Below are 7856 nucleotides of genomic sequence, written 5' to 3'. Positions count from 1 at the left end.
CCCCACTTCATAGCAGATACCTCCTAGTAGTATAGTATGAGTTCTCCACTGACCAACATTACGTCTCGTGGCGATTTTGTCAAGGCAATCACAAGGTAGAGAGAAAGCCCACGGCGCTGTCGCGCCGTGGGCTTCTTACATATACACAGATGATCGATATTTAGTTTGAAGCCGCTATCCGACGGGTGTCCCGAGCAATGACCAATTCCTCGTTGGTCGGGATAACCAGAACTTTGATGCGTGAAGACGCCAAGCTGATGTCTGCCGCCTCACCACGTTTCTTGTTGCGATTCGCTTCGGCGTCAAGTTCTATGCCCAGGAATTCCATGTCCTTGACGACCATTTCACGAACGATATCACTGTTTTCACCTATCCCGCCCGTGAATACGATCACGTCGGCCCCGTTCATGGCCGCAATATACGAGCCAATATACTTTTTGAGTCTGTAACAGAACACTTCCAGTGCNNGAAATACCCAGAACGCCTGAATGCTTGTTGAGCAGAGCATTGATCTGCTGAAGATTCAGTTCTTCCTTCCCCATGATATAGAGGGGAACGGCAGGATCGATGTCTCCGCTGCGCGTCCCCATGGGTAGCCCTTCGAGAGGAGTGAACCCCATGGACGTATCGACGGATCTGCCATGGTCGACAGCAGTAACAGAAGAGCCATTGCCCAGATGACATGTGATAAGCTTGAGTTCATCGATAGGTCTTCCCAGCATGGTGGCAGCCTCATGCGAAACGTAGTAGTGGCTGATACCGTGAAAACCGTATTTGCGGATATGGTTCCGGGCGTAGAAAACGTAAGGGATCGCATACATGAACGCTTTGTCCGGCATCGTCTGATGGAATGCAGTGTCGAAGACGGCGACCTGGGGAACTTTGGGCAACAGCTCTGAGATGGCATAGATACCCGCAAGGTTCGGGGGATTGTGGAGAGGCGCGATGTCAATGCACTCCTCGATCTTGGCCACCACCTCGGGAGTAATCAGTGTCGATTCCGAGAACGACTCGGCACCGTGAACCACACGGTGCCCGACAGCCTGAATGTCCTCAATGCTTGCGAGGACGCCCTTCTCTGGATCAACCAGAACTTGCAGGATGAGCTCGATGCCAGCGTGGTGCTCAAGGATCTCGTGGACAGAAACGAGCTTCTTCCGTCCGGCAACCGTGTGATTGAGTTGCGCCTGCGCGGTGCCGATCTTCTCCAGCAGACCTTCCACCAGTTGCTGGTCATCCTCGTACAGCTTGTATTTGACAGAAGAGCTGCCACAGTTCAGGATCAGAACCTTCATATCTTTTCCTCCGCATTGTCGACAGGGATCTCATACCTGTAGAAACCCTCGCCGGTCTTCACTCCCAGGTGCCCACGTCGAGTCAGATTCCGGATGAGCGCGTGTGGACGATATCTAGTTTCGCCAAGCTCGCGGAAGAGGTTCTCCGACCACCCGAGGACGACATCCAGCCCGATCTGGTCGGCCAGAGCAAACGGTCCCTTGTTGAAACCGAATCCAAGGCGCATGGCGACGTCGATGTCCTCCTTGCTGGCCGTTCCTTCCTGGTAGAGCATCATGGCTTCGTTGATAAGGGGCACGACAAGACGCGCCGTGATGTAGCCTGGGTTTTCGAGCACGTCGACCGGAGTCTTGCCCATGCGGCGGGCCAGTTCCTTCGCACGGTCGACGGTCGCCTGAGACGTGTGGACGCCTCGCACCATCTCGACCAGCTTGATCACCGGAACGGGCGCAAGGAAGTGCATGCCTACGAGACGGTCCTTGTTGACCATCTTCAGCGCGATATCAGTGATGGGTAAGATGGCAGTGTTGCTGACGTAAATAATCCCGCCCGGGCATATCTGTTCAAACTGGGACTCAAGTTGGGCAAACAGCTCCTGTTTGGCCGCAAGATCATCCGGGATGGCCTCGATGACAAGGTCGACACTGCCCACGTCACGGCGATTCAACGTAAATTTGATGTGGGAAAGCAGGACCTTCTTCTCTGATCCCGTAATACCCCATCGCTGGACTTCGAGATCGAGACTGTTCTCGATGCTCTGGCGAGCGTGCATCAGTCCGTCCTCCGTTTGGTCGACGAGCACCACTTCAAGACCGTGTGCTGCTGCGTCCTGAGCAATTCCCGCCCCCATGACGCCGGCACCAAACACCGCAATCCTTCGAATTTCCATGGACACCTCTCCTGTTACGAGATAGGAAGAGTGGCACGCAGTGCGCCCACTGTAATCCTTACGTTAGTGCAGGTCTCCTCTACTTTCGCGCATCTCCTCGTCGCTGAGGCCGAAGTAGTGGCCCAGTTCATGCAGGACCACATGCTGGACAAGAGGCATCAATTCGTCGACCGTATCGACCGAGGACTCGAGAGGGACCTTGAACACGCTGATCTTGTCGGGCAGAGTGCCACTGTAGTGCGGCCCCCGGTCCCTGAGCGGAACCCCCTGGTACAACCCCAGCAGGCCGTAGCCGTTGGCAACTCCGGTACGCTTCAAAACATCCATCGGGGGGAAATCCTCAACGACGACATCGATGTTCTTGAGTGCCGTCCTGAACTGATCAGGAAGCGTGACAAGAGCGACAAGCACGAGTTCTTCAAAGTCCTTCTGTTCCAGTTCAATCACAACGCATTCTGCTCCCTGATCCGACCGATAGATATCATATATTTATCATACCACAACCATTGGACAGACCAACACTGTTGTGTGTGACGTCGGCATCTGCAACACCGAGCTCGATGACTATCTCCTCGCCATGACACCGCGCACGCTCACAGCTCTTGCATTACCGCAGGACTTTCTCTAATATATCGATGAGGGATGTCGTAAGGCATGCAACTGGGCACTAGGACTGGCTGGAGCTTTCTGGCTCATCTCCTGGTACCCAGCCCCTCAGCGATCGACCTCACCGTGTGCCTCAGGAGGTGTCCATGAAACAGCGCAACGTCGTTCGCACCATCTATTTGTATCTCGTCACAGTGGTCGGGATCGTCATGGCTCTTACCGGGCTTATCGGGGCAATCACCAGTGTCCTCAATATGTATGTCTTCCGTCTGATCACGTCGGACAGCATGCAGAACGAACTGGCCTCACTGCTGACCTTCGCCTCTTCAGTGATAGTCGGTGTGCCGGTCTGGCTGTACCACTGGAGCATCATCCAGGAAACACGCCAGCACGTACCAACATTTGTAACAACCGCTCCTGAAGCGACGAGCGAATCCATCGCGACCACCCTGACACCACAGTCGGAGGTTCGCCGGGATCTCATCAGAAGGCTCTATATCTATTTACTATCCGCCATTGGGCTGTTCATCGTCATGTTCAACCTCATCAACATCGCTCCCGACGTCTATCGAGCGTTCTTCATGTCGCTAAGTCGGATGGTGACACCCGTACAACCCAACACCACCGGTCCCGTCTCGGTGAACAATACGTACGCGATCCAAAGCCTTATCAGGAATATCGTTGCCATCCTCGTCGGAACTCCCGTCTGGTTGTATCACTGGCATCTCGGACAGCACGAACACCGGGACTCGCTGGGCGACTGACACAAGCGAAGCTACTCACGGACTTCATCAGAACACCCTGCCCACGAAGGCGCCAAGTCCCTTGCAGCAGCTCAATCGCAAGTCTGTAAAGGGCTTTGCGTCTTCTTGCTTTGAGACCGTTTAGTATATAATGGCTAGATGACAACCAATCCTGCAGAGGAAAAAATGGGTGAGAAAAATATTCCCCGGTTCCCTGACCGTAGCTCCCGCAGCCGCCGTGTCGACGGGTTGCGAGAGGACCGGTCTGGCGGTGGGAACAATAGCACCGTAGTTCCGTTGACCCCAGGGCAGTCACGGCCTGGACGGTCCCAACTTTTTGTCATGGTGGGTTGTCAGCCCGTGACAGGAAGATTCTGGCGCCAGGAGGGTGCAGCGTCTGCCCTCTTCGCCGTTGTAAGGGAGTGAGGCCATGAAAGCACTGGAAGTACGCAACATCTCCAAGATGTTCCCCGGAAATCTTGCGAATGACAACATCTCGTTCTCAGTCGAAAAGGGAGAGATTTTTGCCATCGTCGGCGAAAACGGTGCAGGCAAGAGTACTCTGATGAATATCATCTACGGCATCTACACACCATCGGGCGGAGATCTCCTGATCAACGAGAACGAAGTCAAGATCCGTTCGGTCGAGGATGCAATCAAGCTCCGAATGGGCATGGTGCACCAGGAATTCATGCTGATTCCAAGGTTCACCGTCACCCAGAACATCGTCATCGGCGATGAACCGCACAAGGGAATCTTCCTTGACTACGGCAGGGCGGTGCGCGAAGTCCGGGAACTCTCGGAGCGCGTCTCGCTGACCGTAGATGCCACAGCTCTTGCGGGCGACCTGCCCGTCGGCGTCCAGCAACGTATCGAGATTCTCAAGGTGTTGCGCAGAGGTGCCGAGATCCTCATTTTCGATGAGCCCACGGCCGTTTTGACGCCCGAGGAGACTGTCGAACTGTTCGTGACCATGCGCAAGCTGCAGGCTGAAGGAAAGACCATCCTGTTTATCAGCCACAAGCTGAAAGAGGTCATGGAGATCGCCGACCGCATAGCGGTCCTGCGTCGTGGCAAGCTCCAGGGCATCGTGAACAAGAAGGACACAAACGAAGAGGAACTGGCTCGCATGATGGTCGGCCGCAACGTCGTCCTCGAGATTCCCAAGGTCGACGTAGAGGTAGGAGCTGTGGCCTTTGCATGTCACGATCTGCACGTCAGAAACAACCGTGGATACGAGGCCGTCAAGGGTATGAGCTTCGACGTTCACGGTGGAGAGATCGTCGGCATTGCAGGCGTTCAGGGCAACGGCCAGGATGAACTGGTCAACGCCATGATCGGTTTCTCGCATCCAGTCTCGGGTTCAATGGAACTCAACGGAAAGAACATGCGCATGGTCACGACAGCGCAACTGCGCAAGGAAGGCATGAGCTACATCACCGAAGACCGTGCACGCAGAGGTCTTGTCATGCCATACACAGTACGCGAGAACTCCGTCATGGGTCAGCACCTGGNNAAGGGAAGGTCAAGGAATATGACATACGCCCTGGCGACGTCTATGACACGGCAGGATCCCTCTCCGGCGGCAACCAGCAGAAGCTCATCCTGGCCCGCGAGCTGTCGATGCCACACAACTTCCTGATCGCTTCACAGCCGACACGCGGCCTGGATGTNNTGCTTGAGGAGAAGAAGGCCGGCAAGGCCATCCTGCTCATCTCGCTCGAACTTTCTGAGATCCTCGGCCTGTCCGATCGCATTCTGGTCATGTTTGAAGGCCGCATCGTCGGAGAGACAACCCCGGACAAAACGACCGAGGAGGCCCTGGGTCTCCTGATGCTCGGCGTTGGTATCGACGAGAAGGTGCAATCGTGAGCGAAAGCAATTTCACCACCAAGTTCCTCAAACTCTTCGGCATCGACAACCAGGGACACAGTCGGAGAGACCATCTGAATATCTGGGTCCCTCTCATCTCCGTGGGCCTGGCTCTGATCCTCGGCATGATTGTCATAGCCGCCTCCGGGCGAAATCCCTTTCAGGCATACGGGCTCCTGTTTGGCGATTCGGGACTCATCCCCGGTGGACCAGCATGGCGGCGCGAGTTCGCCGAACTACTCATCAAGAGCGCCATGTACATTGCGACAGGTCTTTCGGTCGCACTGGCATTCAAGGGTGGCCTGTTCAACATCGGCGCCGAGGGTCAGTTCTGGGTAGGCGCCATTGTAGCGACCTTCTTTGGATATTGGTCTCCCGTAGCCCATACTTTTGGGGCGATGTACATTACCCTGGGGAGCTTCGGCTGGATAGCGCAACTCCTGCATGGAGCCATCTGCATCATCATGGGCATGCTTGCGGGCGGTGCATGGGCGGCAGTCGCCGGCTATCTCTATGTCAAGCGCGGCGTCAACATCGTCATCGGCACGATCATGCTCAACTGGATCGCCTGGTTCCTGATCACAAGCTGGCTGGTNNATTGGGCCCATGACGCCTCCCTCCCAGACGTTCACTTCCGGCACCTTCTATGTGGCTGACACAGCCAAGCTGTTGCGGATCATGATGCCGACACGCCTCAACACCAGTATCCTGCTGGTGTTGCTTGCGGCGTATGCCACCTGGTTCCTACTGTACAAGACGACGATCGGCTACGAGATCCGGGCCATCGGCTACACCGCCAACATCGGCATGGAAGCCCCGCGTGCGCAGGGGATCAACATCAGCCGCCGCATCATGCAGCTCATGTTCTTGTCCGGAGCCCTTGCAGCGCTTGGTGGCACCTTCTTCATCCTGGGCATGCAGTACCAGTTTCCCAATACTGCGATCATGGGGTACGGCTGGACTGGCATCGCCATTGCATTGATCGGCCAAAGCGAACCCATGGGTGTCGTGCTGGCGGGGCTGTTCATCGGTGCACTGCGTACCGGAGCCACGTCCATGCAGGTCGCCAACATTCCCAAGACATTCTCCGACATCATCGAGGGCATGGCCGTCGGTTTCATCGCCATGCAGGTCGCCGTGCGGTACTACCTTGTCAAGATTATCCAGCACCGCCGCGCCCGCAGGGATCCGCCGGCGGACCAGGAGGCCGCAGCATGAACATCGCACAGATCAACCTCACGATTGCCCAGATGCTGGACTACACCATGCCGATCCTGTTTGCCGCGCTGTGCGGCGTCCTCAGTGAAAACGCAGGCGTCGTCAACATTGGTTTGGACGGCATCATGCGTTTCGGCGCATTTTTCGGGCTGCTCGGCGCATTTTTCTCTCACTCCCCGTGGATCGGCCTGCTGTTCGGTATCGCCATCGGTTGCCTGGTGGGAGCACTCCACGCCTTCATCACGATCAGGTGGAATGGTGACCAGACCGTCTCCGGAGTAGCTATCAACGTCATCGCCGTCGGCCTCATGACGTACTTGCTGGAATTCGTCTTCAGCACGACCGGGTATTCGCCACAGATCCAGAACTACTTTGGAGCCCAGGCCTACCGCGTGCATCTCCCTTTCCTTGCCAAGATACCCCTTCTGGGCGCCTTCTCCAACCTGTCGTTCATGATATGGTTCGGTTTCATCTGTACGGTCCTAATGCACGTGCTCCTGTACCACACGGTCCTCGGCCTGCGCATCCGTACCTGTGGTGAGAATCCCAAGGCAGCAACGACGCTCGGTATCAACGTATTTCGCATTCGCTGGTTCGCTGTCGTCGTAGGAGCTGCACTCGCAGGCATTGGCGGTGCTACGCTGTCCATTAGCTCATTCTCGGGATTCAGCGACTCCATGCCCAACGGTGTCGGGTTCATTGGTCTGGCTGCCATGATCTTTGGCAAGTGGACCCCATTTGGCGCTCTTGGAGCGGCGCTGTTGTTTGGAACGGGCCAGATCGTGCAATCCATCATCGCCGTCACGGGTATCGCTCCCAAGCTGGCGCCCGGGCTTACACTTATTCTGCCATACGTCCTTACGCTGGCTGTCCTTGCAGGTTTCGTCGGCAAGTCTATCGCTCCCGCGGCAGACGGCCTCCCGTATTACAAGGAACAGCGCTAGTCGATCCTTATACCGGCCGCCGTGGGGACATTGTCCTCCGGCGGCCTTTTCACTACTCCCATGGAGGTGAGTCATGAGCAGTCAGTCGGGTGAACAAAAAATACAATGGGCGATCCGTCACATGCCGATCCTGTCATCAGTTGCCGAGCGCTTCGAGAAGGAACAGCCCTTTGCCGGGCTCAATGTCGTCATCGCTCTCCACCTGGAGGCCAAGACAGCCAACCTGGCCTGCGTGATGCAGCGTGGCGGCGCCAAGGTCGCCATTACGGCGTCCAACCCCATCACCAC

8 protein-coding genes and 1 pseudogene are annotated in these 7856 nt (G+C 56.2%); 6 read left to right on the top strand and 3 right to left on the bottom strand.

Features of this window, described 5'->3' with window-relative positions:
* Window positions 1-160: 160 nt before the first annotated feature.
* From SMC5_RS08135 to SMC5_RS08125, 3 genes and pseudogenes are all read right to left on the bottom strand, one after another.
* Window positions 161-1295 (bottom strand): annotated as a pseudogene (locus SMC5_RS08135) (acetate kinase).
* The gene (locus tag SMC5_RS08130) at window positions 1292-2185 is read right to left on the bottom strand and encodes a 3-hydroxyacyl-CoA dehydrogenase family protein (RefSeq protein ID WP_119120307.1); all 894 of its coding nucleotides are present in this window, start codon (window positions 2183-2185) and stop codon (window positions 1292-1294) included. The pseudogene SMC5_RS08135 and the gene SMC5_RS08130 overlap by 4 nt, the downstream one beginning before the upstream one ends.
* A 63-nt stretch (window positions 2186-2248) precedes the next feature.
* Window positions 2249-2632, bottom strand: a complete 384-nt coding sequence (locus SMC5_RS08125; RefSeq protein WP_119086319.1) for a metallopeptidase family protein — start codon at window positions 2630-2632, stop codon at window positions 2249-2251.
* 305 nt (window positions 2633-2937) lie between these two features.
* On the opposite strand from SMC5_RS08125, the gene SMC5_RS08120 reads away from it, so the two are divergent.
* The 6 genes from SMC5_RS08120 to SMC5_RS11125 form a co-directional block, all read left to right on the top strand.
* Window positions 2938-3555, top strand: coding sequence for a DUF5671 domain-containing protein (locus SMC5_RS08120; RefSeq protein ID WP_119120306.1), 618 nt, complete (start codon window positions 2938-2940; stop codon window positions 3553-3555).
* 409 nt (window positions 3556-3964) lie between these two features.
* A complete protein-coding gene (locus SMC5_RS08115) occupies window positions 3965-5176 on the top strand; it encodes an ABC transporter ATP-binding protein (RefSeq protein ID WP_243625027.1) in 1212 nt (403 codons plus the stop codon).
* 355 nt (window positions 5177-5531) lie between these two features.
* On the top strand, window positions 5532-6062 hold the full coding sequence (locus SMC5_RS11430) for an ABC transporter permease subunit (protein WP_455423458.1): 531 nt from the start codon (window positions 5532-5534) through the stop codon (window positions 6060-6062).
* On the top strand, window positions 6055-6624 hold the full coding sequence (locus tag SMC5_RS11425) for an ABC transporter permease (RefSeq protein ID WP_207799162.1): 570 nt from the start codon (window positions 6055-6057) through the stop codon (window positions 6622-6624). The genes SMC5_RS11430 and SMC5_RS11425 overlap by 8 nt, the downstream gene beginning before the upstream one ends.
* Window positions 6621-7568 carry an ABC transporter permease gene (locus SMC5_RS08105; RefSeq protein WP_119120305.1) on the top strand — a complete coding sequence of 316 codons (948 nt, stop codon included), beginning with the start codon at window positions 6621-6623 and terminating at the stop codon, window positions 7566-7568. The genes SMC5_RS11425 and SMC5_RS08105 overlap by 4 nt, the downstream gene beginning before the upstream one ends.
* A gap of 73 nt (window positions 7569-7641) precedes the next feature.
* Window positions 7642-7856, top strand: a 215-nt coding sequence (locus SMC5_RS11125; protein WP_207799161.1) for an adenosylhomocysteinase, incomplete at its 3' end; no start/stop codon positions are given.

Origin of the sequence: Candidatus Cryosericum odellii (genome assembly GCF_003570935.1) — a bacterium.
GTDB lineage: Bacteria > Caldisericota > Caldisericia > Cryosericales > Cryosericaceae > Cryosericum > Cryosericum odellii.
This window is presented reverse-complemented; position numbering and strand designations above follow the sequence as displayed.

Coding starts and splice junctions, on each gene's coding strand:
- SMC5_RS08105 (WP_119120305.1), top strand. CDS start 6,621: ATGAACATCGCACAGATCAACCTCACGATTGCCCAGATGCTGGACTAC.
- SMC5_RS08130 (WP_119120307.1), bottom strand. CDS start 2,185: ATGGAAATTCGAAGGATTGCGGTGTTTGGTGCCGGCGTCATGGGGGCG.
- SMC5_RS08120 (WP_119120306.1), top strand. CDS start 2,938: ATGAAACAGCGCAACGTCGTTCGCACCATCTATTTGTATCTCGTCACA.